This window comes from Petropleomorpha daqingensis (genome assembly GCF_013408985.1).
In the GTDB taxonomy this organism is placed as follows: Bacteria; Actinomycetota; Actinomycetes; order Mycobacteriales; family Geodermatophilaceae; genus Petropleomorpha; species Petropleomorpha daqingensis.
The window spans coordinates 4,244,866-4,271,526 of record NZ_JACBZT010000001.1; the positions used below are offsets into that span (position 1 = coordinate 4,244,866).

30 protein-coding genes are annotated in these 26,661 nt (G+C 74.5%); 20 read left to right on the top strand and 10 right to left on the bottom strand.

Going from position 1 to position 26,661, the window contains the following annotated elements:
• Positions 1-20 precede the first annotated feature (20 nt).
• The 4 genes from def to GGQ55_RS21015 all read left to right on the top strand — a co-directional run bounded on the left by def (position 21) and on the right by GGQ55_RS21015 (position 4,237).
• A complete protein-coding gene (def, locus tag GGQ55_RS21000) occupies positions 21-578 on the top strand; it encodes a peptide deformylase (RefSeq protein WP_179720077.1) in 558 nt (185 codons plus the stop codon).
• Positions 579-583: 5 nt separating this feature from the next.
• Positions 584-1,495, top strand: a complete 912-nt coding sequence (fmt, locus tag GGQ55_RS21005; RefSeq protein WP_366489891.1) for a methionyl-tRNA formyltransferase — start codon at positions 584-586, stop codon at positions 1,493-1,495.
• The gene (locus GGQ55_RS21010) at positions 1,492-2,898 is read left to right on the top strand and encodes an RsmB/NOP family class I SAM-dependent RNA methyltransferase (protein WP_179720079.1); all 1,407 of its coding nucleotides are present in this window, start codon (positions 1,492-1,494) and stop codon (positions 2,896-2,898) included. The genes fmt and GGQ55_RS21010 overlap by 4 nt, the downstream gene beginning before the upstream one ends.
• A 148-nt stretch (positions 2,899-3,046) precedes the next feature.
• Positions 3,047-4,237, top strand: coding sequence for an HNH endonuclease (locus tag GGQ55_RS21015; protein ID WP_179720081.1), 1,191 nt, complete (start codon positions 3,047-3,049; stop codon positions 4,235-4,237).
• Between the two features lie 76 nt (positions 4,238-4,313).
• On the opposite strand, the gene GGQ55_RS21020 is transcribed toward GGQ55_RS21015, so the two are convergent.
• Positions 4,314-4,940: a response regulator gene (locus GGQ55_RS21020; protein WP_179720083.1), complete on the bottom strand. Its 627-nt coding sequence runs from the start codon at positions 4,938-4,940 to the stop codon at positions 4,314-4,316.
• Positions 4,937-6,265, bottom strand: a complete 1,329-nt coding sequence (locus GGQ55_RS28590; protein ID WP_179720085.1) for a sensor histidine kinase — start codon at positions 6,263-6,265, stop codon at positions 4,937-4,939. Before GGQ55_RS28590 ends, GGQ55_RS21020 begins: the two co-directional genes overlap by 4 nt.
• A gap of 176 nt (positions 6,266-6,441) precedes the next feature.
• Here GGQ55_RS28590 and GGQ55_RS21030 point away from each other — a divergent pair, with 176 nt between their 5' ends.
• The 4 genes from GGQ55_RS21030 to GGQ55_RS21045 are packed head-to-tail and all read left to right on the top strand — an operon-like array spanning position 6,442 to position 8,531.
• On the top strand, positions 6,442-6,894 hold the full coding sequence (locus GGQ55_RS21030; protein WP_179720087.1) for a plastocyanin/azurin family copper-binding protein: 453 nt from the start codon (positions 6,442-6,444) through the stop codon (positions 6,892-6,894).
• Between the two features lie 4 nt (positions 6,895-6,898).
• Complete coding sequence (locus tag GGQ55_RS27295) at positions 6,899-7,351, top strand: hypothetical protein (protein WP_179720089.1); 453 nt, start codon at positions 6,899-6,901, stop codon at positions 7,349-7,351.
• An 11-nt stretch (positions 7,352-7,362) separates the two neighbouring features.
• On the top strand, positions 7,363-7,893 hold the full coding sequence (locus tag GGQ55_RS27300; RefSeq protein WP_366489894.1) for a sigma-70 family RNA polymerase sigma factor: 531 nt from the start codon (positions 7,363-7,365) through the stop codon (positions 7,891-7,893).
• Complete coding sequence (locus GGQ55_RS21045; RefSeq protein WP_179720093.1) at positions 7,890-8,531, top strand: anti-sigma factor; 642 nt, start codon at positions 7,890-7,892, stop codon at positions 8,529-8,531. Before GGQ55_RS27300 ends, GGQ55_RS21045 begins: the two co-directional genes overlap by 4 nt.
• A gap of 51 nt (positions 8,532-8,582) precedes the next feature.
• Here GGQ55_RS21045 and GGQ55_RS21050 read toward each other — a convergent pair whose 3' ends face one another.
• Entirely contained in the window at positions 8,583-9,197 is a 615-nt protein-coding gene (locus GGQ55_RS21050) for a DinB family protein (protein ID WP_179720095.1), read from the bottom strand.
• Positions 9,198-9,320: 123 nt separating this feature from the next.
• Here GGQ55_RS21050 and rpe point away from each other — a divergent pair, with 123 nt between their 5' ends.
• From rpe to hisG, 7 genes are read left to right on the top strand one after another with little or no spacing between them, the layout of a single operon-like run.
• Complete coding sequence (gene rpe, locus GGQ55_RS21055; protein WP_179720097.1) at positions 9,321-9,995, top strand: ribulose-phosphate 3-epimerase; 675 nt, start codon at positions 9,321-9,323, stop codon at positions 9,993-9,995.
• Complete coding sequence (ribD, locus tag GGQ55_RS21060) at positions 9,995-11,047, top strand: bifunctional diaminohydroxyphosphoribosylaminopyrimidine deaminase/5-amino-6-(5-phosphoribosylamino)uracil reductase RibD (RefSeq protein WP_179720099.1); 1,053 nt, start codon at positions 9,995-9,997, stop codon at positions 11,045-11,047. Before rpe ends, ribD begins: the two co-directional genes overlap by 1 nt.
• Before the next feature lies 1 nt (position 11,048).
• The gene (locus tag GGQ55_RS21065) at positions 11,049-11,669 is read left to right on the top strand and encodes a riboflavin synthase (RefSeq protein WP_179720101.1); all 621 of its coding nucleotides are present in this window, start codon (positions 11,049-11,051) and stop codon (positions 11,667-11,669) included.
• Positions 11,666-12,940 carry a bifunctional 3,4-dihydroxy-2-butanone-4-phosphate synthase/GTP cyclohydrolase II gene (locus GGQ55_RS21070; protein WP_179720103.1) on the top strand — a complete coding sequence of 425 codons (1,275 nt, stop codon included), beginning with the start codon at positions 11,666-11,668 and terminating at the stop codon, positions 12,938-12,940. Before GGQ55_RS21065 ends, GGQ55_RS21070 begins: the two co-directional genes overlap by 4 nt.
• Entirely contained in the window at positions 12,937-13,461 is a 525-nt protein-coding gene (ribH, locus tag GGQ55_RS21075) for a 6,7-dimethyl-8-ribityllumazine synthase (protein WP_179720105.1), read from the top strand. Before GGQ55_RS21070 ends, ribH begins: the two co-directional genes overlap by 4 nt.
• Positions 13,458-13,721 carry a phosphoribosyl-ATP diphosphatase gene (locus tag GGQ55_RS21080; protein ID WP_179720107.1) on the top strand — a complete coding sequence of 88 codons (264 nt, stop codon included), beginning with the start codon at positions 13,458-13,460 and terminating at the stop codon, positions 13,719-13,721. Before ribH ends, GGQ55_RS21080 begins: the two co-directional genes overlap by 4 nt.
• A 25-nt stretch (positions 13,722-13,746) precedes the next feature.
• Complete coding sequence (hisG, locus tag GGQ55_RS21085) at positions 13,747-14,607, top strand: ATP phosphoribosyltransferase (protein WP_179720109.1); 861 nt, start codon at positions 13,747-13,749, stop codon at positions 14,605-14,607.
• A 131-nt stretch (positions 14,608-14,738) separates the two neighbouring features.
• Here the strand turns inward: hisG and GGQ55_RS21090 are convergent, their stop codons facing one another.
• The gene (locus GGQ55_RS21090) at positions 14,739-15,716 is read right to left on the bottom strand and encodes an oxamate carbamoyltransferase subunit AllH family protein (RefSeq protein ID WP_179720111.1); all 978 of its coding nucleotides are present in this window, start codon (positions 15,714-15,716) and stop codon (positions 14,739-14,741) included.
• A gap of 406 nt (positions 15,717-16,122) precedes the next feature.
• Between GGQ55_RS21090 and GGQ55_RS21095 the strand changes: the two genes are divergently transcribed.
• Together GGQ55_RS21095 and GGQ55_RS21100 are read left to right on the top strand one after the other, a co-directional pair.
• Positions 16,123-17,934, top strand: coding sequence for a PucR family transcriptional regulator (locus GGQ55_RS21095; RefSeq protein WP_179720113.1), 1,812 nt, complete (start codon positions 16,123-16,125; stop codon positions 17,932-17,934).
• Positions 17,935-17,998: 64 nt separating this feature from the next.
• On the top strand, positions 17,999-18,739 hold the full coding sequence (locus tag GGQ55_RS21100; RefSeq protein ID WP_179720115.1) for a DUF5995 family protein: 741 nt from the start codon (positions 17,999-18,001) through the stop codon (positions 18,737-18,739).
• Here GGQ55_RS21100 and GGQ55_RS21105 read toward each other — a convergent pair.
• The 5 genes from GGQ55_RS21105 to GGQ55_RS21125 form a co-directional block, all read right to left on the bottom strand.
• A complete protein-coding gene (locus tag GGQ55_RS21105) occupies positions 18,736-19,296 on the bottom strand; it encodes a M67 family metallopeptidase (protein WP_179720117.1) in 561 nt (186 codons plus the stop codon). The genes GGQ55_RS21100 and GGQ55_RS21105 overlap by 4 nt on opposite strands.
• 37 nt (positions 19,297-19,333) lie before the next feature.
• A complete protein-coding gene (locus GGQ55_RS21110) occupies positions 19,334-20,902 on the bottom strand; it encodes a helix-turn-helix domain-containing protein (protein ID WP_366489899.1) in 1,569 nt (522 codons plus the stop codon).
• A 171-nt stretch (positions 20,903-21,073) separates the two neighbouring features.
• The gene (locus tag GGQ55_RS21115) at positions 21,074-22,180 is read right to left on the bottom strand and encodes an FUSC family protein (RefSeq protein WP_179720121.1); all 1,107 of its coding nucleotides are present in this window, start codon (positions 22,178-22,180) and stop codon (positions 21,074-21,076) included.
• A 171-nt stretch (positions 22,181-22,351) separates the two neighbouring features.
• Positions 22,352-22,993 carry an HAD family hydrolase gene (locus tag GGQ55_RS21120; protein ID WP_179720123.1) on the bottom strand — a complete coding sequence of 214 codons (642 nt, stop codon included), beginning with the start codon at positions 22,991-22,993 and terminating at the stop codon, positions 22,352-22,354.
• A gap of 7 nt (positions 22,994-23,000) precedes the next feature.
• The gene (locus GGQ55_RS21125) at positions 23,001-23,183 is read right to left on the bottom strand and encodes a hypothetical protein (RefSeq protein WP_179720125.1); all 183 of its coding nucleotides are present in this window, start codon (positions 23,181-23,183) and stop codon (positions 23,001-23,003) included.
• Positions 23,184-23,298: 115 nt separating this feature from the next.
• Between GGQ55_RS21125 and GGQ55_RS21130 the strand changes: the two genes are divergently transcribed.
• Complete coding sequence (locus GGQ55_RS21130; protein ID WP_179720127.1) at positions 23,299-24,114, top strand: class I SAM-dependent methyltransferase; 816 nt, start codon at positions 23,299-23,301, stop codon at positions 24,112-24,114.
• Between the two features lie 65 nt (positions 24,115-24,179).
• Entirely contained in the window at positions 24,180-24,743 is a 564-nt protein-coding gene (locus tag GGQ55_RS21135) for a dihydrofolate reductase family protein (protein ID WP_179720129.1), read from the top strand.
• 16 nt (positions 24,744-24,759) lie between these two features.
• On the opposite strand, the gene GGQ55_RS21140 is transcribed toward GGQ55_RS21135, so the two are convergent.
• Positions 24,760-25,719, bottom strand: a complete 960-nt coding sequence (locus GGQ55_RS21140) for an SPASM domain-containing protein (protein WP_218859365.1) — start codon at positions 25,717-25,719, stop codon at positions 24,760-24,762.
• 115 nt (positions 25,720-25,834) lie between these two features.
• Here GGQ55_RS21140 and GGQ55_RS21145 point away from each other — a divergent pair, with 115 nt between their 5' ends.
• On the top strand, positions 25,835-26,581 hold the full coding sequence (locus tag GGQ55_RS21145; RefSeq protein WP_179720133.1) for an SDR family oxidoreductase: 747 nt from the start codon (positions 25,835-25,837) through the stop codon (positions 26,579-26,581).
• Positions 26,582-26,661: the final 80 nt, after the last annotated feature.

Below are 26,661 nucleotides of genomic sequence, written 5' to 3' on the forward strand. Positions count from 1 at the left end.
CCGCCGCATACGCTGGAGAAGTGAGCGTCACCCCGATCCGCCTGATGGGCGACCCCGTCCTCCGCACCCCCGCCGCGCCCGTCGTCGACTTCGACGCGGAGCTGCGGCAGCTGGTCACCGACCTGACCGAGACCATGCACGCCGCCGGCGGCGCCGGGCTCGCCGCGCCGCAGATCGGCGTGGGCCTGCGGGTCTTCACCTGGTACGTGGACGGTGAGGTCGGGCACCTGGTCAACCCGGACGTGACGCCGATCGGCGTGGAGGACCAGATCGACCCCGAGGGGTGCCTGTCCATCCCCGGGTTCCGCTTCGACTGCCGCCGGCACCTGCACATCGCCGCGACCGGCTGGAACATGCACGGCGACCCGGTGCGGATCGAGGGCTCGTACATGCTGGCCCGTGCCGTGCAGCACGAGGTCGACCACCTCGACGGTGTGCTGTTCGTCGACCGGCTCGACGCGGAGGCGCGCGAGGCGGCGCTCGCCGTCCTGCGCGAGGCCGAGTGGCAGGGCGAGCAGGCCTACCTGCCGGCCGGCGAGCCGGTGCCGACGCCGGTGGTGAAGGTGAGCCCGCACTGAGGATCGTGTTCGCCGGGACCCCGGCGCCCGCCGTCCCCTCGCTGGAGGCCCTGCTGGCCTCCGAGCACGAGGTGCTCGCCGTCCTCACCCGGCCCGACGCCCCCGCCGGCCGCGGCCGCACGCTGAGCCGCTCGCCGATCGCCGAGCGGGCCGACACCGCCGGCATCCCCGTGCTGCAGCCGCGCTCGCCGCGCGAGCCGGAGTTCCAGGCGCAGCTCGCCGAGCTGGGCGTCGACTGCGTCCCGGTGGTCGCCTACGGTGCGCTGATCCCCGTCCCGGCGCTGGAGATCCCGCGGCACGGCTGGGTGAACCTGCACTTCTCGCTGCTGCCGGCCTGGCGCGGCGCGGCCCCGGTGCAGCACGCGATCATGGCCGGCGACGACGTCACCGGCGCCTCGACCTTCCTCATCGAGCAGGGGCTGGACACCGGTCCGGTCTACGGCACGCTCACCGAGGCCATCGGCCCGCGCGACACCGCCGGCGACCTGCTGGCCCGGCTGGCGGTCAGCGGCGCACAGCTGCTCGTCGCCACCCTCGACGGCATCGCGGCCGGCGCGCTGGAGCCCCAGCCGCAGCCCGCCGAGGGTGTCAGCCTGGCCCCGCGCATCGAGGTCGCCGACGCGCGCATCGACTGGGCGCTGCCCGCGCACGTCGTCGACCGGCGCGTCCGCGGGGTCACGCCCGCCCCCGGCGCCTGGACGACCTGGCGCGGCGACCGGTTGCGGGTCGGCCCGGTCGAGCCCGTGGCCGACGCGGCGCTGGCGCCCGGGGAGCTGGCGATCGGCAAGCAGGTGCTGGTCGGCACCGCGAGCGGCGCGGTCCGGCTCGGCGAGGTGCAGCCCGCCGGCAAGCGGATGCTGCCGGCCGCCGACTGGGCCCGCGGTGCGCGCCCGGCGGCGGGGGAGCGGCTGGAGTGACCCGCCCGCCTCGCCGGCCGGGGAGCGGCCCGCGGCCGGGACGACGGCAGCGCCGTCCGGCGCCGCGGCGTGAGCTCGACGGCGCCCGGCTCACCGCCTTCGACGTCCTGGACGGCGTCTCCTCCCGGGACGCCTACGCCAACCTGCTGCTGCCCCAGCTGCTGCGCGAACGCGCCGGCGACCTGGGCCCCCGCGACGCCGCGTTCGCGACGCAGCTCGCCTACGGGGCGCTGCGCGCGCAGGGCACGCTCGACGCGATCCTGGCGCGACTGGTCGACCGGCCGCTCGCCGACCTCGACCCCCGGGTGCTCGACCTGCTGCGCCTGGGCGCCTACCAGCTGATCGACCTGCGGGTGCCCGACCACGCGGCGGTGGCCACCACGGTCGACCTCACCCGGGCGGTCGTCGGCACCGGCGCATCGGGGCTGGTCAACGCGGTGCTGCGCAAGGTCGCCGCCGGCGGGGACCGCGCGAGCTGGCTGGTCACCCTCGGCGCCACCGGCGACGAACGGCTGGGGCTGGCCACCGACCACCCGCGGTGGATCGTCGAGGCCTGGCGGGACGCACTGGGCGAGGAGACCGAACTGGAGGCGGCGCTGCTCGCCGACGACGCCGCCCCCGAGGTGCACCTCGTCGCCCGGCACATCGACCGCGAGGAGCTGGCGCAGCAGTCCGGGGGAGAACCCGGCCCGTGGTCGCCCTACGCCGTCCGGCTGCACGGCGGCGACCCCGGCCGGCTGCCCGCGGTGCAGGACGGCGCCGCCGCGGTGCAGGACGAGGGCAGCCAGCTCGCCGCGCTCGCCCTCGCCCGCGCCGAGCTCGACGGCCCGGACGCCGCGTGGCTGGACATGTGCGCCGGCCCCGGGGGCAAGGCCGGCCTGCTCGCCGCCGTCCGCCCGGCCGGGGTGCGGCTGACCGCGGCCGACCGGGCCGAGCACCGCGCCGAGCTGGTCCGCCGGTCGCTCCGCGACGCCGACGACGTCGAGGTCCTGGTCGCCGACGGCCGCGAGCCCCCCTGGTCGGAGGGCTCCTTCGACCGCGTGCTGCTCGACGCCCCGTGCACCGGGCTGGGCGCGCTGCGCCGCCGGCCCGAGGTCCGCTGGCGGCGCACCCCGGACGACGTCCCGCCGCTGGCCGAGCTGCAGACCGAGCTGCTGGCCGGGGCGCTGCGCAGCGTGCGCCCCGGCGGGCTGGTCGCCTACGTCACCTGCTCGCCGCACACCGCCGAGACGGTCGCGGTGGTCGACGCCGCCGCGGAACGGGACGACGTCGAGGTGCTGCCGGTGGCGCCGCTGTTCCCAGAGGTGCCCGGCATCGAGCGCGGTCGCTACGCCCAGCTGTGGCCGCACCGCCACGGCACCGACGCGATGTTCATGGCGCTGCTCCGCCGCACCCCCCAGTAGGCGCTTTTCGTCGGGTCAGGTGCCTTCGGCGTCAAGGGTCTTCGCAGATCTGTGAACAAGCCTCTGACCTGGGGATTCAGGTGTCATTCGCACTCGCGCCGCGATATGATTCGAACACCTGTACAGGTCGACGTAATCGGGAGGTGTCGTGGGAGAGCTGGCCTCGACCCTCGATGCCCTCGCCGTCGACGACCTGCCCGCGATGTTCGGCCCGCAGCTGCTGGAGCGGCTGGGTGAACTGCTGAAGGCTCAGAACCGGCTGGCCGCCGAGGTGGCCCGCACGGTGCGACAGTGCGAGGTCGCCGGTGCGCCCGAGTTCGACGGCAAGAAGACCATGGCCTCGTGGCTGCGCGGGCACGCGCGGTTCTCAGCGCACGCCGCGGCGGAGCTGGTGGCCACCGGGCGGGCGATGGAGCAGCTGCCCGCGGTGGCAGCAGCGTTCGCCGACGGTGCCGTGACCGCGGCGCAGGCAGGGGTGATCGCCTGGATCGCCCGACCCGAGGAGCTGGCCAGAGCCGACGCCCAGGACGTCGACCTGGCCGCGGTCGACCAGGCGATGGCCACCGTCGCCACCACCCAGTCGCACGAGCAGCTCGTGGCCGTGGTGCGGCACTACCGGCAGGCGCTAGACCCCGACGGAGCCGAACCCGACCCCACCGAGGGCCGCCGGCTATCGCTGATCAAGCACGCCGACGGGGCACTAGGCATCCGCGGCGAGCTCGACGCGGTCGGCGGCGAGAAGCTGCAAGCCGCACTCGAAGCGATCCTGCAGGCCGGCCGCGGCAAGGGCGACACGCGCACGCGCGCCCAGCAGTTGGCCGACTCGCTCGTGCAGCTGACCGACAACGCCCTGGCCTCGGGTGTGCTGCCGATCAACCGCACGGTCAGGCCGCATGTGGTCATCACCGTCGACGGCGACGACCTGGCCGACCCGGACCACCACATGGGCGCGGCGGCCACCGGCTTCGGTGACCTGCTGTCGGCCGCGAAGGCTCGGGGGCTGGCCTGCGATGCGCAGATCACCCGCCTCGTGATCGATCCCGACGGCCTCCCGCTGGACGTCGGGCGCACCCAGCGCGTCGTGCCTCCGCACCTGCGCCGGGCAGTGGAGCACCGGGACAGGCACTGCGTGTTCGCCGGCTGTGTGGCCCCGCACTACTGGTGCGACGTTCATCATCTGCTCGAATGGATCTTGGGCGGCGCAACCTCCCTGGAGAACTCCGCGCTGCTGTGCGAACGGCACCACACGAAGGTCCACCATGGGTTCCGGGTCGAACGAGATCCGGGCGGGCGCTGGCGAACGTGGCGACCAGACGGAACCGAGATCCTCGTCAACTGACGAACCTGCAGCGTCGTCTTCGGGCGCGGGATGGGTATCTGGGGCGCATCTCGACGAGGTACGAGGCGGTCGAGGCTCAGGCGGAAGCGCGGAGGTGCCGCTCGGCCCACAGCGCGGCCTGCGTCCGGTCGGGGACGCCGAGCCGCTGCAGGATGTGCGTGACGTGCGCCTTGACCGTCCGCTCGCTGATGCCCAGCCGGCGGCCGATCGACTTGTTGGGCAGCCCCTGCCGGATCAGCTCCAGGACCTCCCGCTCCCGGTCGGTCAGCTCGTCGCTCTGGGCGCGCTCGCGCCGCTCGAACAGCAGCGAGCGGGTCACGCTCGGGTCGACGGGGCTGTCGCCCCGCGCGACGGCACGGATCCCGCCGAGCACGGCCTCGGCCTCGCTCTGCTTGAGCAGGTAGCCGTCGGCCCCGGCGTGCACCGCCTCGAGCACCATGTCGGCGTCGCTGAACGAGGTCAGCACGAGGATGCCGACCCGGTCCCCGGCGGCCCGCAGGGCGCGGATCACCCCGACGCCGTCCAGCACCGGCATCGACAGGTCGAGCAGGACGACGTCCGGGCGCAGTTCGGCGATCGTCTCGAGGGCGGCCGCGCCGTGGGGCGCCTCGCCGACGCACTCCATGTCGGCGGCGGTGGCGACCAGGTGCGACAGGCCGGCCCGGACGACGGCGTGGTCGTCGGTGACCAGGACCCGGATCACCGGGCCGCTCCCACGAGAGCCGGTGCGCTCGCCAACGGCACGGTGGCCGTCAGCCGGGTGCCGCTCCCGGGCGTGCTCGTGGCGACCAGCGAGCCGCCGGACTCCGCCAGGAGGTCCTCCATCGCCCGGAGGCCCAGGTGGCCCGCGGCGCTGCGGCTGGCCAGGCGCACGTCGTCGAACCCGACGCCGTCGTCGGCGACGGTGAGCGTCGCGGTGTCCTCGTCCGCGACCAGGTCGATCTGCACGCGCTGCGCCCCGCTGTGCGCCGAGACGTTGCGCACCGCCTCCAGCGCGCAGCGGTGCAGCAGCGCCGCCGCCGGCCGCGGCAGCGCGCCGTCCCCCGTGTCGATCCGCATCGTGACCTCGCGTCCTTCCCGTCGCAGCCCCTCGGCCAGCACGGACAGCGCCGGCTCCAACCCGCCCTCCGGCAGCGGTGGCGGGTTGAGGTCCACCAGCAGCCGCCGCAGCTCGCTCACGCAGCGGCGCAGGCCCGCCGCCGTCCGGGTGATCAACCCGCTCGCGTCGTCGTCCACCCCGCCCAGCCGAGCCGCGTCGAGCCCGAACGTGAGCCCGGTGAGGTCCTGGACGACGCCGTCGTGCACGTCGCGCGCGATCCGGCGGCGCTCGGCCTGCGAGGCGTCCACCGCCGCCTGGAGCAGTGCCGCCTCGGCCTCCTGGGCGCGGCGCAGCCGGCGGGTGAGGCGCCAGGCGAAGGGCACCTGCACCGCCTGGAGCAGCGCCAGTGCGCCGAGTGCGGCCGGCGCGAAGCTCCACCAGGTCTCCCGCGCCGCGTCGGCCACGGCTCGGTACTTCTGGTAGACCTCCACGACCAAGGGCGCCCCGGTCGTGTCGTGGACGGCGACGTAGGCCTCCAGCAGCTGGCCGTGACCCCGCTCGAACCGGTTCTCCGGCCGGCTCAGGTCGGTGATGTCGGAGATCACCGTGTCGCCCTCGAGGGCCTCGCGCGCCTCGTCGTCCAGGGAGAAGCGCACGCCGATCAGGCGGGGCTCGTCGGACCAGAGGGTGCGCCCGTCGGGCGCCCACACCTTCACCCGCACGACCGTGCCGTCGGCCAGCACCGGGGCGACGGCCGCGGCGAGCGCGCCCCGCGCGGTGGGATCACCGGCCGCCAGCCCCGGGCTCAGCGCCGGTGCCACGACGCCGGTGGCCACCACGCGAGCGATCCCCTCGGCCGACCGGGTGGCCTCGTGCTCGCCGGCGCGCTGGGCGAGGACGCCGGTCGCGGCCGCGAGCGCGGCGGTGACCACGAACCCGGCGAGGGTGAAACGCAGGACCGCGGAGCCTCCGACGGTGATGCGGGTCACGGCGGTGAGCGTAGAGCCCGATACTTGAAAGAACAAGTACCCGGTACTAGTCCCAAGGTGCCATGGGAACCGCGACGTCGTCCGGGTCAGGGTCGGGGTGTGCGACCGCGCTGTGTGAACCGAACGCACCCGGCTCTGCGTGAAGCGCAGTGAGCCGCGATCGAAGGAGGCACACCATGCGCGCAGGCATCGCCGGTGCAGCGGTCGGCCTGCTCGCCGCCGCGGTGCTCTCCGCGTGCGGCGGGAGCGGCGGCGGCGGCGGGAGCGCCGCGTCAACGTCGACGAGCGGATCGTCGCCGTCGTCCTCCGCCGAGTCGGCCGCGGCCGCCTCGGGCGCGGGCCAGGGCACGCCCACCACCGTGATGGTGACGGCGAAGGAGTACTCGCTGACGCTGTCGATGAACACCTTCTCGCCCGGCCGGTACACCTTCCAGCTGAGCAACACCGGCGGCACCACGCACGGGCTCGAGATCGACGGGCCGGGCGTGGAGGACCAGAAGGCCCAGGAGATCGCACCGGGCGGGTCGTCGTCGATCACGGTGACCCTGCAGAAGGGCAAGTACGAGCTCTACTGCCCGGTGCCCGGCCACCGGCAGCTGGGCATGGAAACCGACATCACGGTCGGTTGAGGCGATGACGACTCAGCTGCGCACCGACCCCGTCCGCGGGCCGGAGGACGACTCGGCGACGCAACGGACCCTGACCCTGTCCGTGCGCGTCGTCGGCGCGGCGATGCTGGTCGCGACCGGCTGGATCCACCTCGACCTGTGGCTGGACGGCTACCGCGCCGTCCCCTGGATCGGGCCGCTGTTCCTGGCCAACGTCGTGCTCGCCGGCCTCGCCGCGCTCGCGGTGCTGGTGACGCCGACGCGGTGGCTGCCCTGGGTGGCGCTGCCGGCCGGGCTGCTGGAGCTCGGCACGCTGGGCGCGCTCGTGCTCAGCCTGACCGTCGGCCTGTTCGGCTTCGTCGAGTCGCTCCGGGCGAGCCTCGTCGTGCCGACGATCCTCGTGGAGTCGGTCGGCTTCCTGGTCCTGGCCGGCTACGCGGTGGTCGCACTCGCTCGACAGCGCAGGCGCCGGGCGTGATCGTGGGGCGCGTGAGCCGCGTCGGGTTCACCGGGTCCGATGACGACGCCACCCTGCGCCGTCTGTGGGACGAGCACGCCGGTCCGCTGCTGGCCTTCGTGCTGCGGCTGACCGGCGGTGACCGCGGCCGCGCCGAGGACGTCGTCCAGGAGACGCTGCTGCAGGCCTGGCGGCACCCGGAGGTGCTCGACCCGGCCCGCGGGCCGGTGCGGCCGTGGCTGCTGACGGTGGCCCGCCGGGTGGCCATCGACCACTACCGGGCGCGGCAGGCGCGCCCGTCCGAGGTCGGCGACGAGGGGCTGGCCGACCTCGGCATCGACGACGGGATCGACGAGGCGCTGGAGAGGTGGCTGGTCTCCGACGCGCTAGCGACCCTCGCCCCGGCGCACAGGGAGGCCTTGCTGCACACGTACTACGCCGGTCGCACCGTCACGGAGGCGGCGACCGTGCTCGGCATCCCGGTGGGAACTGTGAAGTCGCGCGTGTTCTACGGCCTGCGGGCCCTCAAACTGGCTCTCGAGGAGAGGGGGGTGACGACGTGAGGTGCGAGCACGAGATCTCGGTCGGCGCGTACGTCCTCGACGCCCTCGAGCCCGACGAGCAGCTGCTCATGCAGCAGCACGTGCAGGAGTGCGCGATCTGCTCGGCGGCGGTGCAGGAGCTGGAGGGGCTGCCGCGCCTGCTGGCCGGCGTCCAGACGCCGGGGGAGACGCCGGTCGCACCCGTGCCGAGCGAGTTCGCCTACGAGCGGTTCCGCCGCTCGGCGGCCGCGGCCGCGGCCCCGCCCCGGCGCAAGGGGAGCTGGCGGTGGGCGGTGGCCTCGGCTGCGGCGGCCCTCGTGATCGGCGGCGCGGTGGCCACCGGCGTCGCCGTCACCTCGACCGTGGCCGCGCCGGAGACCGTGGAGGCGGTGCACGACGGCGTGCACGTCGCTGCGACCTACCTGCCGGCGACCAAGGGCACCGACGTGACCGTCGCGCTGGACGGCGTCCCCACGGGGACGCAGTGCGAGCTGGTCGCGGTCAGCCGGGACGGCCGGGAGGAGGTCACCGGCCCCTGGACGGTCAACTACACCGGCACCTTCCACTGGACCGGGTGGGTGGCGATGGAGGACGAGGACATCGCGTCGTGGGAGGTCCGGACGACGGACGGCGTGACGCTGGTGACCGTGCCCGCCTGAGGCCTCACCGCAGCAGGACGGCGGGTCACCCCTACCGGTCGCAGGCACCTCTCAGCGCCACTGCGGCGGGCTGCTGCGGCGGCGCGGTGCACCGTCCCACTCGGCGAGCGGGGCGCTGTGCCACCACCAGTCCGCCCCGGCCGGCGGCACGTCGCCCAGCGGGGCGCGGCCGGTGCCCTGGAGCAACCGGGCCCAGCCGTCGCCGGGCGGCGTCCAGGGCAGCACCCGGCCGACGACCGCCGCGGCCAGCGGCTCGAGGGCGTCGTCGTCCGGGTCCGGGCCGCAGGCCTCTCGGGTGTGCACGAGCACCTCCGTGGCGGCCATGCCCAGCCAGCCGGTGCGGTCGGCGAGGCCGGAGGGGTGCAAGGCGCGCTCGTCGTCGTCCATGCCGGCCAGCAACCCGGCGAGCTTCTCCGCGGTGAGGGTCAGCTGCGCCACCAGCTCGGCCCGGGAGGCGCCCGGGTCGCCGTCTCGGGGCGGATCGAGCCGAGCGGTCGCGCGGGTGCGCACGGAGGCCGCGTAGAGCTCGAGGGTGTCGACGAGGTGGTCGAGCGTGCGCCGCGGCGTCCAGTCGGGGGCGGGCCGCTCCCACATCTCGTCCGGGACGAGCGCGAACCGCCGGCCGGCCCACCGGGCGGCCAGGAGCAGGTCGTCGGGCGTCAGCACGGCCCGGGCACCGGGACGGCGACGCCGCCGGTGAGCAGCGCGTTCGTCACGGCCGCAGGCTAGCGCCGGACCCGGGCCGAGGCGGGGGGAGCGGTGATCACCGCCCACCTAGACTCGGCAGACGTGTCGCACGGACCGCTGATCGCCCCCAGCCTGCTCTCCTCGGACTTCGCCCGTCTGGCCGAGGAGTCGCAGCGGGTCGCCGACGCCGACTGGCTGCACGTCGACGTCATGGACTACCACTTCGTCCCGAACCTCACCCTCGGGCTGCCCGTCGTCCAGGCGATCCAGAAGACCAGCCCGGTCCCGCTCGACTGCCACCTCATGATCGAGGCGCCCGAGCGGTGGGCCCCCGGCTACGCCGAGGCCGGCGCCCGCAACGTCACCGTGCACGCCGAGGCCTGCACCGGCGACCCCCGCGACGTCGCCCGCGACCTGCGCGCCGCCGGCTCGCTGGCCGGGCTCGCCCTGAAGCCCGCGACCCCGCTCGACGACTACCTCGACGTCCTGCGCGACTTCGACACGCTGCTGGTGATGACCGTCGAGCCCGGCTTCGGCGGCCAGGAGTTCATCGCCGAGGTGCTGCCCAAGGTGCGCACCGCCCGCGAGCTCGTGCAGACCGGCCACCTGAAGCTGTTCATCGAGGTCGACGGCGGCATCAACGCCGACACGATCGAGCAGGCCGCCGAGGCCGGCGCGGACGTGTTCGTGGCCGGCTCGGCCGTGTACGGCGCCGACGACCCGGCGAAGGCCATCGCCGCCCTGCGCGCGCAGGCCGGCGCCGCGCTGCGCGGCTGATGGAGGTCACGCCCCCCGAGCGGGAGGCGATGGCGCGGGCCCGAGAGCTCGCCGCCGCCGTGCTCGGCAGCACCAGCCCCAACCCGCCGGTCGGCGCCGTGGTCCTGGCCGCCGACGGCACGGTCGCCGGCGAGGGCGCCACCGCGCCGCCCGGCGGCCCGCACGCCGAGGTCCACGCGCTGGCCCAGGCGGGGGAGCGGGCGCGCGGCGGCACCGCCGTCGTCACCCTCGAACCGTGCGCGCACACCGGCCGCACCGGGCCCTGCGCCGACGCGCTGCTGGCGGCGGGCATCGCCCGCGTGGTCGTCGCCGTCCCCGAGCCGACCGAGCTGGCCGGCGGGGGCGCCGCGCGCCTGCGGGCGGCCGGCGTCGAGGTGCTCGAGGGCGTCGAGCGCGCCGAGGCCGAGGACGGCGCGCTCGCCTCGTGGCTGACCGGCGTCCGGGAGCACCGCCCGCGCGTCGTCTGGAAGGTCGCCGCCACCCTCGACGGCCGGGTCGCCGCGGCCGACGGCAGCAGCCGCTGGATCACCGGTCCGGAGGCCCGCGCCGAGGTGCACCGGTTGCGCGCCGGCTGCGACGCCGTCGTCGTCGGCTCGGGGACGGCGCTCACCGACGACCCGCAGCTGACCGTCCGCGACGTCGAGGGCGCCCGGCAGCCGCTGCGGGTGGTGGTCGACCGCCGCGGCCGGCTGCCCGCGACCGCCCGGGTGCTGGACGACGCCGCCCCGACCCACGTCAGCTCCGCGGCCACGCCGCGGGCGCTGCTCGACGAGCTGTTCGCGCGCGACGTCCGCCGGCTGCTGCTCGAGGGCGGCCCCACCCTGGCCGCCGCGTTCCTCCGCGACGGGCTGGTCGACGAGATCGTGATGCATCTCGCACCCAAGCTGCTCGGTTCCGGTGCCCCGCTGGTCGGCGACCTGGGAATCCCCACGATCGCCGACGCGCTGGACCTGGACATCAGCGACGTCACCCTTCTGGGCAGGGACCTTCAAGTCCGTCTCAAGGCCACCCGGCACACTGGGGACGCAGCAGCAGGAAACGGGAGGGATTGACGTGTTCACCGGGATCGTCGAGGAGGTCGGCACCCTGCTGGTCCGCGAGGACCAGTCGGACGCCGCACGCCTGCAGATCCGGGCGCGGAAGGTCCTCGAGGACGTCGCGCTCGGCGACTCGATCTCGGTCAACGGCGTCTGCCTCACCGTCACCGACGTCCGCACCGACGAGGGCGGGAGCACCTGGAGCACCGACGTGATGGGGGAGACCCTCCGTCGCAGCAGCCTGGGCAAGGCCCAGGCCGGTGACCCGGTCAACCTCGAGCGGGCGGTCAGCGCGCACACCCGGCTCGGCGGGCACATCGTGCAGGGGCACGTCGACGGCGTCGGCTCGGTGCTCGCCCGCACGCCCGGTGAGCACTGGGAGGTCGTGCGCATCGGCCTGCCGGCGCAGCTCGCCCGCTACGTCGTCGAGAAGGGCTCCATCTGCGTGGACGGCGTCTCGCTGACCGTCAGCGCCGTGAGCGCCGCGACCGACCCCGAGCCCTGGTTCGAGGTCAGTCTCATCCCCACCACCCTCCGGGAGACCACGTTGGGCACGCGTGCCACGGGGGACCCGGTCAACCTGGAGGTCGACGTGATCGCCAAGTACGTGGAACGACTGCTGGAGGGACGGCGGTGAGCACGCTCCGTCTCGATTCGATCGAGGACGCGATCGCGGCCATCAAGGACGGCCGGGCCGTCGTCGTCATCGACGACGAGGACCGCGAGAACGAGGGCGACCTGATCTTCGCCGCCGAGCTCGCGACGCCCGAGCTGGTGGCCTTCATGGTCCGCTACACCTCGGGCTACATCTGCGTGCCCGTCACCGAGTCCGACGCCGACCGGCTCGACCTGCCGCCGATGTTCCGGGTCAACCAGGACCGCCGCGGCACCGCCTACACGGTCACCGTCGACGCCCGCGAGGGCGTGAGCACCGGCATCTCCGCCGCCGACCGCGCGCACACGATCCGGCTGCTCGCCGACCCGTCGACCGGCCCGGCCGACCTGTCCCGCCCCGGCCACATCGTGCCGCTGCGGGCCCGCGACGGCGGTGTGCTGCGCCGCCCCGGCCACACCGAGGCCGCGGTGGACCTCGCGGTGCTGGCCGGCCTTCGCCCCGCCGGGGTGCTCTGCGAGATGGTCAGCGAGAAGGACCCGATCGGCATGGCCCGCGGCGACGAGCTGCGGGTCTTCGCCGACGAGCACGACCTGTGCCTGATCTCGATCGCCGACCTGATCGCCTACCGCAAGCGGTTCGACAAGCTGGTCGAGCGGGTCGCCGAGGCGACCGTGCCGCTGGCTCCCGGCACCTTCAAGGCGGTCGGCTACTCGAGCTCCTACGACAACCGCGAGCACGTCGCGTTCGTCATGGGCGACATCGGGGACGGCGAGGACGTCCTGGTCCGCGTGCACTCCGAGTGCCTGACCGGCGACGTGTTCGGCTCGCTGCGCTGCGACTGCGGTCCCCAGCTGCAGGCGGCCCTGGAGGCGGTCGCGCAAGAGGGCCGCGGCGTCGTCCTGTACATCCGCGGGCACGAGGGCCGGGGGATCGGCCTGCTGCACAAGCTGCAGGCCTACCAGCTGCAGGACGCCGGCGCGGACACCGTCGACGCCAACCTCGACCTGGGCCTGCCCGCCGACGCCCGCGACTACGGCACCGGTGCGCAGATCCTCGTCGACCTCGGCGTGCACACCATGCGGCTGCTCACCAACAACCCGGCCAAGCGGGCGGGGCTGGAGGGCTACGGGCTGAAGATCGTCGGCCGGGTGCCGCTGCCCAGCCACGTCACCGCCGAGAACCTGAACTACCTGCGCACCAAGCGCGACCGGATGGGCCACCTGCTCGACATCATCGAGCCGGAGACCGAGGCCGGGCCCGCGGACACCCCCGTGCAGGAGCAGCGGCTGTGAGCGGCTCCGGGGCACCTGTCGCCGAGCCGGTCGACGCGGCGGGGCTGTCCCTCGGCATCGTCGCGACCACCTGGCACGCCGAGATCACCGACTCGCTGCTCGAGCGGGCGCTCGCCGCGGCGCGGGCGTCCGGCATCGAGGAGCCCACCGTGGCCCGGGTCCCCGGTGCGGTCGAGCTGTCGGTCGTCGCGCAGGCGCTGTGCGAGCGGCACGACGCCGTCGTCGCGCTGGGCGTCGTGATCCGCGGCGGCACCCCGCACTTCGAGTACGTCTGCGACGCCGTCACCCAGGGGCTGACCCGCGTGGCCCTGGACGCCGGCAAGCCGGTCGGCAACGGCGTCCTGACCACGAACGACGAGATGCAGGCCCGCGACCGGGCGGGGCTGCCCGGCTCGGCCGAGGACAAGGGGTGGGAGGCCACCATCGCCGCGCTGCAGACCGCTCTGGTGCTGCGCGGCTTGCGCACCCCGCAGCGGCAGACCGGATTCCGGATCACCCCGGCCGCGGACGGCCGCGCGTGAAGACCTTCGACGAGCTGTTCGCCGAGCTGGCCGGCAAGGTCGCCGCCGGCGACCCCGCGTCCGGGACCGTCTCCGCGGTCCGCGACGGCGTGCACGCCGCCGGCAAGAAGGTGGTCGAGGAGGCCGCCGAGTCGTGGATGGCGGCCGAGCACGAGTCCCTCGACCGGACCGCGGAGGAGATCAGCCAGCTCCTCTATCGGGTGCAGGTGCTCATGCTGGCGCGGGGTCTGACGCTGGACGACGTCTACTCTCACCTGTAGTCCCCGCCCGTAAGGAGCTCGTCCCGTGCTGCGCATCGCCGTGCCCAACAAGGGCGTCCTGAGCGAGCCCGCGGCCGAGATGCTCGCCGAGAGCGGCTACCGGCAGCGGCGCAGCACGAAGGACCTCGCCGTCTACGACCCCGACAGCGACACCGAGTTCTTCTACCTGCGCCCCCGCGACATCGCCGTCTACGTCGCCTCCGGGACGCTCGACGTCGGCATCACCGGCCGCGACATGCTCATGGAGACCGCGCCGGTCGAGGGCCCGTCCGCCGTCGAGGTCATGCCGCTCGGCTTCGGCCGCTCGTCGTTCCGCTTCGCCGTCCCGGTGGAGTCGGGCATCGACGGGATCGACCAGCTCGCCGGCAAGCGGATCGCCACCGCCTACCCGGTCCTGCTGCAGCGCTACCTGGCCGAGGCCGGCATCAAGGCCGCCGTGGTCAAGCTCGACGGCGCGGTGGAGACCGCCTGCCGGCTGGGCGTGGCCGACGCCGTCTGCGACGTGGTGGAGACCGGGACGACACTGCGGGCCGCGGGCCTGCGCACGGTCGGGGAGCCGGTGCTGACCAGCGAGGCGATCCTGGTGCGCCGTCAGGGCGCCGAGGAGATCCCGGCGGTGGCGCAGCTGCGGCGGCGGCTGCGCGGCGTGCTCGTGGCCCGCCAGTACGTGCTGCTGGACTACGACTGCCCGAACGAGCTGCTGGAGAAGGCGACCGCGCTCACGCCGGGGCTCGAGGGCCCGACGGTCAGCCCGCTGCAGACGCCGGGCTGGTCCGCCGTCCGGGCGATGGTGCCGCAGGGCGAGACCAACCGCGTGATGGACGACCTCTGGGAGCTCGGCGCCCGCGCCATCCTCGTCACGAAGATCCACGCCTCCCGCATCTAGGAGGACCGCCCTCGTCGCGTGGTCGCGGACCTCGCGGCACGACGCGAGGGTGACGACGACACCGCGAGGGTCGAGGGCCGACGACGGCGAAGGCCCCGCCCGGAGCACCGGGCGGGGCCTTCGACGTCAGGTCAGCGGCGGGTGGTGCGGTCGACCAGGTCGATCGCGGTGCACAGGCCCAGCGCCATGGCGCGGCCGCTGGTGGAGCCGGTGGCCAGCAGCCCGGCGATCGCCGGGGTGAGCGGCCGCTCGCCGACCAGGCCCTGCAGGACGGCGGCGTACTCGCCGCTGACCCGCCCCGCGGCGGCGTGCCGCAGCAGAGCCCGGGACAGCTCGGTGGTGCGACCGGCGGCCAGCGAGTAGACCCCCGCGGCGAACCGCTCGGCGGCCGGGTGGCCGAGGAGCACGAGGCCGGCCATGGTGCCGGCCATGACGTCGTCGCCGGCCGGGGTGAGACCGGGGCCGAGGCCGATCAGCCGCGCGGCGGTGCGCAGCGCCGCGTCGAGGTCGGCACGCCGGACGGCGCCGCGCAGCGCGGCGAGCGGGCCGCCGGGCCCGGTCGGCAGGCCGGGGAGGGTGAACGCGCTGTGCGGGACGCCCTCGCCGTAGAGCGCGTTGCGCAGCTGGCGCACGCCCTCGGGCAGCAGGGCCGGCCGGGAGTGCGGCAGCCGGGGCCGCGGGTCCCACCAGGCCGCGGCGCTGACCGCGAGGTCGCCCACGATGATCCGGCCGCCCCCGACCTCGGCCGGAGCACCCGTGGGCAGCGCGACGAGCGGGCGGCCGTTGCTCGGCCGGAACAGCACGCAGCCGAGCGGCAGCCGTGCCGCGTCGCTGGTCAGGACGCCGACGACGTCGTTGCCGCGCTCGGTGCTCACCGACAGGTAGACCGCGGCGGGCAGGCTCATGAGCACGCGTGCCGAGCGGATCGGACCGCGCAGCATCTCGGCGACACCGGTGCTGGCGGAGGCGGGGACGGCGGTGGCGGCGCGGGCCGGCGGGGCGGTCCGGACGGTGGCCTGCGCGGATTCGCGCGGAAGGGGGATCAGCGGGACCCCGGCCTGGGCGGCCCGGCCGCGCGGCGAGTTGGTGAGTTCGTCGATGGTGCGCATGGCGGCGGCCCCTCAGCGGAAAAGCGGCAACGGGGTGCCGGTACTCAAGGGCCCCCCGCCCTGGCCCACGTCCCCCGGTGGAGGGTGGGCGCTCACCACTTGGGGTGACGACCTACCATCCATCGGGTTGCAGTGAACCGGGTCTCGAACCTATTCGGCGCGTCGCGGGCCGCTATATGGCGGATGTCGCCAAGAATGGGGGAGGCCGTCCAGGGACACCTGACAGCGGGCGGGGATGTGGCACTCTGGATGGCAACCAAAGGGGGATGAGCCGGTGACACAGAGCGATGCTTCGCTCGCAGGTGCCACGCAGCGTAGCGCCGCACTCCCGTTCCGTCATAGTCGGGACGGTGGGCGCGCCACTTTCTCACAGCCTTTCGACCCCCGCACCTCGTGGCACGACCGGATGGGGCTGACGCTGGAGGAGGCCCTCCGCCTGCCCGCGCTCGCCGGCTCGACGGTCGTCGCCGGGGCGCAGGGTCTCGACCGGGCGGTCCGGCACATGGTCGTCGACGACCCCTCCGACCCGCTCGGCGTCGCCGGCCCCGACGTCGTCGTCGTCCTCGGGGCGCGGCTGCCCCCGGCCGACCCCGCCAACTGCCGGGCCCTGGTGGAGCGGCTGGTCTCCATGGGCACCGCGGCCCTGGCCTTCCGCCGCGCCGACGGTCCGCCGCCGGTGCCGGGCGAGGTGCTCGCCGAGGCCGAGCGCCGCAGCTTCCCGGTCCTCGCGCTGCCCTCCGGCGTGCGCATGGACGAGGTCGTCTCCGAGGTCCTCGGGGCGGTCGTGGCCAAGCAGAGCGAGGCGCTCGACCTCTCCTCGCGGATGCAGAACCAGTTCATCGACGTCGCCCTCTCCGGCGGCGGGCTGGAGGAGGTCACCGACCAGCTCGCGACGTTCCTGGAGGGCGCCGCGGTCCTGGGCCTCGGGCCCGACCGCGAGATCGTCACCAGCGCCGGGCCCCCGGACGACGTCGCGGAGATCAGCGACTGGCTGTGGCTGCTCGACGCGGCCGCCGACGACGCGCTCGCCGAGCTCGCCCCCGCCCGGCGGGTGTCCGCCGTCCGGGCCGACCAGAGCGTGGTCACCCCGGCCGACGTGCTCGCCGACGCCGACCTCTCGCCGGCCGACGGCATCCTGCTCGTCCCGGGGCACCACGAGCTGCCCGGCGGGGTGGGGGAGTACGCCGTCGCCCCGATCATGGCCGGCGACCAGCGGCACGGCTGGCTGGTGGCGGTCAACCGCACCGGTCCGCTCCTGGTCGGCGCCGGTGGCGTTCTGGAGCGCGCCGCGATGGTCTCCGCGTTGTCGGTGATCCGCCAGCAGGCCGTGCACTCGGTCGAGCTGCGCTTCCAGGGCGACCTGGTCCGCCGGCTGGTCGGCGGCTCGATGCGGCACACCGAGCGCGCGCTCGCGCAGACGCGCTCCTTCGGCTGGCGGCTCGACGGGCCGGTCGTCGTCCTCGTGTCGGCGACCGAGACGGTGGCCGACCCGCAGGCCGATCCCACCCGCGCCCTCGACGTCCTCGACCGGCTGGCCGACGGCTGGCGGGCGGCGCTGGAGGGCGAGGTCGCCGGCGCCGCGGTCGCCGGGCTGTCCACCGAGATCGTCACCGTGCTGCCGCTCGACGGCCACACGCCCGAGGAGATCTCGGCGCTGGTCTCGGCGGTCACCTCGCGCGTCAACGCGCGGCTGCGCCGCGTGGGCCGCGTGCTCGGCACCGGCATCGGCCGCCCGGCGGCGAACATCACCGGCCTCGGCGACGCCTACCAGCAGGCGCAGCGGGCCCTGTCGGTCGGGCAGGAGATCCACGGCGGCGGCGCGGTCACGCACTTCGACCAGCTCGGCGTCTTCCGGCTGCTGTCGCTCATCCCCGACAGCACCGAGCTGCGGTCCTACGTCGACGAGGTGCTCGGCCCGCTGGCCGACAGCGGCGACCCGGACTCCGCCGACCTGCGCGAGACGCTGCGGGTGCTGCTGGAGACCAACCTCAACGTGGCGGAGTCGGCCCGGCGCCTGCACTTCCACTACAACACGATGCGCTACCGGATCGGGAAGCTGGAGCGGCTGCTCGGGCCGTTCACCACCGACCCGACGCTGCGGCTCAACCTGCTGCTGGCGCTGCACGCGGCCCGGATGCGCGGGCTGGACCAGCCGTTGCGGCCGCCGATCGAGTCGGTGGGGGCCGTGCTCGACGACGGCCTCGACGCGCTCATCTAGTTGAACCTTCCAGCGCGTGCGGCCCGAGAACTCTGACGAGAGGACGTCCGGAGAGGGAGGGCCCGTGGGCGGAGCGGTCGACCTCCTGCTGTCGCGCATGGTGGCGCTTCAGGAGGAGTTGGAGGTCACGGGCGACCCGGCCCGGTTCTTCCTCGGCACGTACCTGCGCACGACGCAGGCCGTGCGCATGGCGCTGGACGACGGTCGGTTCGAGGACCCGGCCTGGGTCGCGGAGTGGGACGTCGACTTCGCCGGCTTCTACCTCGACGCGCTGGAGGCCTACCGGCTCGACCCGGACAGCGCCCCCGATCCGTGGCGGCGGGCGTTCGGCGCGGCGCGGACGCTGCCGCCGGAGGCGCACGTGCTGCTCGGCATGAACGCGCACATCAACTTCGACCTGCCGCAGTCGCTGGTGCGGGTCATCCCGGACGACGAGTTCGCCGATCCCGACCTGCTGGCCTCGCGCGAGCGCGACCACGAGCGGATCGACGGCGTCCTGGCCTCCCGGGTGGCCGCCGAGGACGCCGAGCTGGTCCGCGTCGGCGGCCGGCGGACGACGCTGGACCGGGTGCTGGCCCCGGCCAACCGCGCCGCCAGCCGGCTGTTCCTGCGCGAGTCGCGCCGCAAGGTCTGGGCCAACACCGCAGCCCTGCACGAGGCGGCGTTGCGCGGCAGCGGCGCCTACGAGCGCCGGCTCGGCCAGCTCGAGGCGCTCGCCGCCGGCCGGGTGGCCGACCTGCTGCGCCCCGGCCCGGTGCTGCTCCGCCTGGCCGTGCACGGCTTCGGCGTCACCCTCCCCGCCTAACCGACGCTCAGCCGGAGACAGGTCACCTCCGGTCCTGGATAGGACTGCTCGCTGCCCTCGTTGCGCTCGCCCGGGTCGATGCCGAGCCCCGCGGCCGGGTCCTTGTCCACCGCGTACGGCTGCAGGTCGGGGCGCCCGGGATCGCGGAGCGACACGATCAGGTGCCAGGGGAAGGCCGGGTTGTGCAGCCGGAAGTCGATGACCGAGAAGTTGGCCGGCTGGCGGCGGTGGACGTGGAACACCGCGACCGCCTCCAGGCCGGCCCTCTCGAGCCGGCGGTGCACCCGGAGCAGCTCGGCGGGGTCGGCGACGAAACCGGCGTCGTCGTAGGCGCGGAAGTACCGGCCCTGCGCCTCGAACGCCGGGCGCAGCGCCGGGTCGTTGCGCCGGTTCCGCGTCGGGTCGAAGAACACGACGTCGGTCGCCGTGTAGGGGAAGCCGGGCGCCTCCGGAGCGGCGACCAGCAGGCCGAACGACTTCAGACCCGCGTCGTGCACGGCGGTCGCCGTGCTCACGATGCGGTCGCGCAGCGGTGCGGGCAGTTGGACGGTTCGCATGCCCGGAGGAGGCCACCGGACCGGGCGGGGATACCCGTCAGTCGTGGAAGACCTCGATGTCGGCACCCATCTCGACCAGCCGCTCGTACAGGTGCTCGTAGCCGCGGGCGATGATGTCGACGTTGCGCAGCACGCTGGTGCCCTTGGCCGCGAGCATCGCCAGCAGGATGCAGACGGCCGGCCGCAGCGCCGGGGGGCAGACCACTTCGGCGCTGGACCAGCGGGTGGGGCCGGTGACCAGCACGCGGTGCGGGTCGAGCAGCCGCACGTTCGCGCCCAGCCGGGTCAGGTCCGACAGGTGGATCGCCCGGTTGTCGTAGACCCAGTCGTGGATCAGCGTCTCGCCGGCGGCGTGCGCGGCGATGACCGCGAAGAACGGCAGGTTGTCGATGTTGAGGCCCGGGAAGGGCATCGGGTGGATCTTGTCGATCGGGGCCGCGAGCGCCGACGGCCGGATGGTCAGGTCGGCCAGCCGGGTGTGCCCGTTGTCGGCGAGGTAGTCGGGGGAGCGCTCGATCCGCAGGCCCATCTCGGCCAGGACGGCGAGCTCGATCTCGAGGAACTCCACCGGCGCGCGGCAGACGGTGACCTCGGAGTCGGTGACGATGCCGGCGGTCAGCAGGCTCATCGCCTCGACCGGGTCCTCGCTGATCGTGTAGTCGACGTCCGCGTCCAGCACCGGGCGGCCGCGCACGACCAGCGTCGTCGTCCCCAGGCCCTGGATGTCCACCCCGAGCCGCTGCAGGTACAGGCAGAGGTCCTGGACCATGTAGTTGGAGCTGGCGTTGCGGATGGTCGTCGTCGAGTCCGACCGCGCCGCAGCCAGCAGCGCGTTCTCGGTGACGGTGTCGCCCCGCTCGGTCAGCACGATCGTCCGGTCGTGCGCCCCGTCGGCACGGACGGTGGCCTGGTACTCCCCGCCGTGCGCCTGCACCTGCAGGCCGAACGGGCGCAGCGCGATCATGTGCGGCTCGACGGTGCGCGTGCCGAGGTCGCAGCCGCCGGCGTAGGGCAGCCGGAAGTCCTCGTACCGGTGCAGCAGCGGGCCCAGGAACATGATGATGCTGCGGGTGCGGCGGGCCGCGTCGGCGTCGATGCCGGCCAGGTCCAGCTCGTCGGGGACGACGAGGGTGAGGTCGCGGCCGGCCGCGTCCCAGGTGGCCTCGACGCCGATCGAGCGCAGCACGTCGAGGATCCGGTCGACCTCGACGATGCGGGCCAGGTTGCGCAGCGTCGTCCGGCCGCGGTTGAGCAGGGCGGCGCACAGCAGGGCGACGGCGGCGTTCTTGGACGACTTCACCGTCACGCTGCCGTGCAGGGTGCGCCCGCCGGTGACCCGCAGGTGGGTCGGGCCGGACGGCGTGCTCGGGCCGACGCTGATCAGCTCGCTGCCCAGCGCCGCCGACAGCCGGCCGAGCAGCTCGAGGGTCAGGTTCTGGCCGCCCTGCTCGATGCGGGCCACGGCGCTCTGGCTGGTGCCCAGGCGTTCGGCGAGCTGCAGCTGGGTGAGGCCGCGATGCCGTCGGGCGTCACGGACGAGGACGCCGATCCGCTGCATGACGCTGGCGTCGCCGGCGGTCTCGGGAAGAAGGTCGGTCACCGTCACGCCCGCCACGGTATCTCGCATGTGAGATGCGCCCCGCACGCCACGCTGTGACGGACCCGTTCGCCTTCAGGCGGCGGCAGAGTCCGGCAGCAAGCGTTGTTCTGGCTGGGAAAGTCGTCCGACCGGGAGGTGAACGCCCGGGCGGCAGAGACGCCAGGGCGTCGGCAGGACTCAGCCTGCAGCCGCTCGTCCGGCGTGCTGGGGAGCTGAGCCGGCAGCGCGCCTGCCCAGCAGATCGGCCAGCAGCATGCCCGCCACGCCGATGGCCACCCCGACGAGCGTGTAGAGAACGCGCTCGCCCTCGGCCGCCAGCGTGTCCGGGTGGGGCAGGTCGATCGCGATCAGCGTGGTCGCGGCGACCGCGGCGCAGTACAGGGCGTAGTTGACGAAGCGGATGGAGGCCGCCACCGCGGCGAGGACCACCAGCACCGCCTCCACGGCGTAGCGGTTGTCGATGGTGAGCAGGACCAGGCAGGCCAGCCCGGCGCCGAGGATCGCGCCGGCCAGGCGCTGCTCGGCTATGAGCTTGGACTGCTCGATGTCGGGCTTGAGCGTGATGATCGTGGCGACGGGCAGCCAGGAGGCGTTGGGCAGGTGCAGGCCCAGGGCGATGGCGACGGCGCCGGCCACGAGCACCGCCCGCAGGGCGGCGAAGATGGCCACCTGCCGTGTCAGCGGCCGCGGCGAGACGTCTCCCGGCAGCTCCGGGAACGGCGAGGTCTCCGCCTTCCGGCCGCGGGCCAGCCACAGCAGGCAGGTGGCCGCCAGCCACAACGCGCTGGCGGTGAGCCAGGCCAGCGCCTGGGGCCACGGGTGCAGCGGCGTCCCGTGGTGGGCGTCGAAGACCGCGGTGCCCAGGGCCACGAGCAACCAGATGTTGAGCAGCAGCGCCCCGATGAACCGGTGCACCCCCAGGCACACCGCCAGCCCGCAGAGCACGGTGACGGCGAAGACGATCAGCACCGCCAGCCCCCACGGCCACCCGCCGGCGGCGAAGCCGAGCGCGGTCAGCAGCGTCCCGGCGCCCCCGACCAGGGCCATCTCGCGCGCCCGGACCAGGTAGGCGCCCCCCGGGTCGCTGACCGCCACGAACAGCAGGCCGAACAGCACGCTCAGCTCGTACGCCTCCAGGTCGAGGGCGTGCAGCGCGGCGAACACGGCGCCGAGGATCACGACCGCCGCGATGCCGCGGCGAAGGGTGAGCCCGGCCGCGTGGATCTCGAAGATCGTCGCCAGCCGATGCTCCGGGCGCACGTCGGTCAGCCCTGGGCGGCTCATCGCACCGCCTCCCACCTGTCACCGGTCCGGGAATCCCGGCCGGCAGATCAAACGTCGCCCGCCGGAACGCGCCGCCGCCTCATCCGCCCCGGACGACCCCCGCTCGCTCGTCCGGCGCTCGGCGGGGAGCCACGTGGACGTCCCCACCCGGAACGACGCTTGCCGCCGAACTCACCGACGGCAGAGCGCGAGCACGCGGTGCAGCCGGCGGTCGGAGGGCGAGGCCAGCGGGGGCAGCAGGAGCGTGGCGATGCCGCAGTCGACGGCGGCGCCGTCGCGCTCCGCGCGGTCGCCGACCACCAGCGCGTGCTCGGGCTCGACGCCGAGAGCGCGCAGCGTGCGGGTGAACATCCGCGGGTCCGGCTTCTGGATGCCGTGCTCGACCGACAGCGTGAAGACGTCGACGACGCCGTCCAGCCCGGCCGCCGCGAAGGCCGGGCGGATGTCGACGTGGATGTCGCTGACGACGGCCAGCCGCAGCCCCGCCGCGCACAGCTCGCGCAGCGTCGACGCGGCGTCTTCGGCGAACTCGTCGAGCGTGAGGTCGGACTCGACGGCGTAGAGGGCTTCGGAGAGTTCCCCGTCGAGGCCGAGGTCGTCGAACGCCTCGAGGTACGTGCGGCGGTGCCGGGCGGCGTCGGTGTCGACGCCGGGGGCGTCGAGGCGCTCGGCCGCCTTCGCCAGACCGGCGGCGAGCAGCGCGGGGTCGTCGTCCCGGCCGAGGCGGCGCAGCGCCTCGGTGGCCCAGGCCTCCTCGTCCAGCGTGGTGACGAGGGTGCCGCGCCAGTCGAAGAGGACAGCGCGGAAGCTCATCGGGGCGTCAGCGCAGGACGTCGTCGGCGACGTCGTTGACGATCGCGCGGAACGTGGTCGTGTCCACCTCGTCGTCCACGGTGACCCGCACGATGTCGGCGACCTGCTGGACGCTGGCCGGGCGGACGGCGCTCGCCCGGGCGGAGGCGACGAGGTGCAGGTACTGGACGCGGGCCGGATCGCTGTGCATGGGTAGCGACGGTAAGCAGCGTTCCTGGGAGTGACGGGGACCACGCGCGGCGTGTGTGAACGATTCGTCACAGCCGTCGCAGGAGGCCCCGAAAGCCTCTTGGGATGCTTCCCGTGTGTCGTGGACCTGGGACCCCACGTTGTACGCCGGCAGCGCTGCGCACTACGTCGTGGGCCGGGTGCCCTACCCGCCGTCGGTCGCATCCGCGCTGGTCAACGCGGTGCCGCTGGACGGCCGGCAGCGGCTGCTCGACGTGGGCTGCGGGCCCGGGTCGCTGACGCTGCTGCTCGCGCCGCACGTCGCCGAGGCGATCGGGGTCGATGCCGACGGCGACATGCTGGTGGAGGCCGCCCGGCTGGGCGCCCGGCTGCCGAACGTGCGGTGGGTTCGGCTGCGGGCCGAGGAGCTGCCGGCCGACCTGCCCGCCGTCGACGTCGTGACCTTCGCGCAGTCCTTCCACTGGATGGACCGGCCGCGCGTCGCCGCCGCGGTGCGCCGGATGCTCCGGCCCGGCGGCGCCCTCGTGCACGTGGGCGCGACGACGCACGAGGGCATCGAGCCGCACGGCGACCTGCCGTTCCCGCGGCCGCCGCGCGAGTCGGTGGCGCGCCTGGTGGAGGGCTACCTCGGCCCGGTGCGCCGGGCCGGTCAGGGCGTGCTGCCGTCGGGCACGGGCGGGGGAGAGGACGACGTCTTCCGGGCGGCCGGGTTCTCCGGGCCCTCGCGGTTCGAGGTGGAGGGCCGGGTCGTCGAGCGGTCGGTCGAGGAGGTCGCGTCGTCGGTCTACTCGCTGTCGAGCTCCGCGCCGCACCTGTTCGGGGCGCGCGTGGCGGCGTTCGACGCCGAGCTGCGGGCGCTGCTGGTCGACGCGAGTGACGAGGGCAGGTTCAGCGAGCAGATGCGGTCGATCACCCTGAGCCTCTGGCGCTGACCGATGATTCCTCGGCGCCGTCCTGGTCTGCACGACGACGACCGACTCACCGGGGAGCTGACCCGATGCGGAAGCTGGCCTTCGCCATGAACGTGAGCCTGGACGGCTACATCGCCGCGCCCGGCGACGACCTCGGCTGGAGCGTGCCGAGCGACGAGCTGTTCCAGTTCTGGTCCGACCGGGTGGCGGCGACGGGCCTGGCGCTGTACGGGCGCAGGCTGTGGGAGACGATGAGCTCCCACTGGCCGACCGCCGACCAGCAACCGGGCGTGACACCGGCGCACATCGAGTACGCCCGCCGCTGGCGGGACATGCCGAAGGTGGTGTTCTCCTCGACGGCCGGCGCGGTCGACCGGAACACCCGCCTGGTCACCGGCGACGCCGTTCCCGAGATGGCCCGCCTCAAGACGGAGGACGGCGGACCGATGGAGATCGGCGGCGCGACGCTCGCCGCCGTGGCCATGCGGGCCGGGCTGATCGACGAGTACGCGATGGTCACCCATCCGGTCCTGGTCGGTGGTGGCACGCCGTTCTTCACGGCCCTGGACGACTGGGTGGCGCTGAACCTCGTGGAGACCCGGACGTTCCCCGACGGTGTGCTCCTGACCCGGTACGAGACCAGGCGCTGAGCCCGCGAAGGCCAGCTCAGAAGGTGCCGCGGTAGAGGGAGCAACCGCGGCAGACCTCCGGCGGCTGGTCGGTGAGCAGCGCGGCGCGGAACGCCTGGTACGCCTCGCCGTGCCAGATCGTGGCGAGGTCGTCGTCCTCGAGCGACCCCAACGACACCCGGTCGTCGCCCATGACCATGCAGCACGGCTGCACGGTGCCCCGGCTGGTCACGTAGGCGGCGTCCCACGGCCAGCTGCACCCCGGGTGGCCGGGCCGGCGTGGGGACGGCGTGGCGTCCGGCGTCGGCAGCCGCAGCGACACCGCGCACTCGGCGGCGGCCGTGCGGGCCGCCGCGAAGACGGCGGCGACCTCCGCCGGGTCCATGGACCCCAGCGACTCCGTGGCCGCGAACGCGCGGATCCCGGCGTAGTTCCCGGAGGGGTCGGTGTCGTCGAAGTCGTGCGAGAGCCCCTGCACCCTCAGCTCGTCGACGCCCCACTCGCCGAGCCGCCGCACCAGCAACGGCAGCTCGTGCACGTTGCGGCGCATCGCCACGAAGACCACCCGCACCCACGGCTTCGCCGAGCCCGCCGCCTGCCGCGCCTCGATCAGGCCGCGCAGGTTGCGGGTGATCCGCGCGAAGTCGGCGCCGGCGCGGATGCCCTCGTGGGTGGCGGCGGTGGCGCCGTCCAGGGAGACGTGCAGCCAGCCCAGGCCGAGGGCGACCAGCTGCTCGGACCGGGCGCGGGTGAGCAGCATGGCGTTGCTGTTGAACCCGACCTCGATGCCGCGGGCCGTGGCCACGCCGACCATCTCCATCAGGTGCGGCTGCAGCAGCGGCTCGCCGAGGCCCTGCAGGGTGAGCCTGGTCAGGTCCGGCAGCTCGTCCAGGAGCCGGCGGAACAGCTCCATCGGGAACGCCCCCGTCGCCCGGTCGATCCGCGGCCGGTAGCTGACCAGGCACATCGCGCACGAGAGGTTGCAGGCCGACGTCACCTCCAGCTGGAGATGCCGCGGAAGCGGTGGAGCGAGTGGCTGGTGGTGCGCCGCCATCCGATCATCGTCCCCCGGGGGGTGCGCGACGGCAGGTCGTCCGGCCAGACTGCGGGGCGTGGAGGTACTCGTCACCGGAGGAACCGGACGGCTCGGCCAGCGCATCAGCGGCCCGCTCCAGGAGGCGGGGCACAGCGTGAAGCTGATGTCCCGGCGCGGCGCGGGGCCCGGCGGGGTCCGCGGCGACCTGGTCACCGGCCAGGACCTGTCGACCGCGCTGCGCGGCGCGGAGGTCGTCGTGCACGCGGCCAGCGACCCGCGCGGGGACTACTGGCAGGCCGACGTCGCCGGCACCCGCCGCCTGGTGGAGGCGGTCGACCGCGAGCGGCTGCGGCACCTCGTCTACCTCTCGATCGTCGGGGTCGACCGGATCCCGTTCGGCTACTACCACGCCAAGTTCGCCACCGAGCAGGTGCTGCTCGCCTCCGGCCTGCCGGTCACCCTGCTGCGGGTCACCCAGTTCCACGAGTTCGTCGACGAACTGCTCGCGTCGACCCGCCGGGGCCCGGTGCTCCCGGTGCCGATGGGCTGGCGCGTGCAGCCCGTGGACACCGGGGACGTCGCCGCGCACGTCGCCCAGGTGGTCGGGAACGCGCCGACCGGCGGGGTGATCGAGTACGGCGGTCCCGAGGACCTCGCCGTGGCCGACATCGCCCGCGCCTGGGCGGCGGCCCGTGAGCCGAGCGCGCACGTCGTCGCCACCCCCATCCCCGGCAAGCTCAGCGCCGCGCTGCGGGACGGCGCCGCGCTGCCCTCGTCGGGTGAGCGGGGCCGGCGCACCTACGGCGAGCACCTGCAGGGCTGACCGCAGCGGAACTGCCCACCTGCGCAACCCGACGGCCAACACCACGACGGTGTCCGGAAACCGCCGGAGAAGCGTCGGGG